This is a genomic window from Mesorhizobium sp. M2C.T.Ca.TU.002.02.1.1 (assembly GCF_003997225.1).
The window spans coordinates 1-677 of record NZ_RZTO01001430.1 but is presented as its reverse complement, the minus strand read 5'-3'; the positions used below and the strand labels follow the sequence as shown (position 1 = coordinate 677).

Annotated in this window: 1 protein-coding gene and 1 pseudogene; both read left to right on the top strand. The window is 64.8% G+C overall.

Translation table 11 applies throughout. The features are described 5' to 3' along the window. On the top strand, positions 1-312 hold a 312-nt coding region (locus EOD07_RS36580; RefSeq protein WP_127238518.1), incomplete at its 5' end, for a MucR family transcriptional regulator. Between the two features lie 107 nt (positions 313-419). Beyond that, positions 420-677, top strand: a pseudogene (locus tag EOD07_RS36575) (aspartate aminotransferase); the annotation flags it as partial.

Here is a 677-nt window from a genome sequence, read left to right as displayed (position 1 = left end):
CAGCCGGCGGAGCCCGCGGCGCCCCCGCCGGTCCCCGCCGTCAATCCCAGGCGCTCGGTGACGCCGGACTACATCATCTGCCTCGAGGACGGGAAGAAGTTCAAATCGCTGAAGCGCCATATCGGCGTGCATTTCGGCCTGACGCCCGAAGCCTACCGCACCAAATGGGGCTTGCCCGTCGACTACCCGATGGTGGCTCCCAACTATGCGGCCTCGCGCTCGCAGCTCGCCAAGTCGATCGGCCTCGGCCGCAAGGCGGAACCGGAGCCGGCGAAGCCCGCCAAGGGCCGGAAGGCCAAGGCGCCTGCCTGAAATAACGCGCCTGCACCAATGGTTTAAGCAAGCCTGCCGAGGAATCCGCCTTGGCAGGCTTTCCGTTTTTATGGCTTGGTTACCACCGGAGATTGGGGGGACAGGCCATGAACTACGCCAGGATGCTGATCGAGAAGGAAGCGCCGGCGGAATACGGCTACGACCGCATCCGCTACAACCTCTCCGAAAGCTCGATCGCCGACCAGAAGCTCTCCGACATCGGTCTGACGCTGCCGGACCTCACCTTGTTCTATGGCGAGCATCGCGGCGACAAGGAGTTGCGGGCGCTGATCGCCGGGCAGGACAAGGGCGTTTCTCCCGACGATGTGCTGGTGACGGCGGGCGCAGCCGGCGCGTTGTTCATC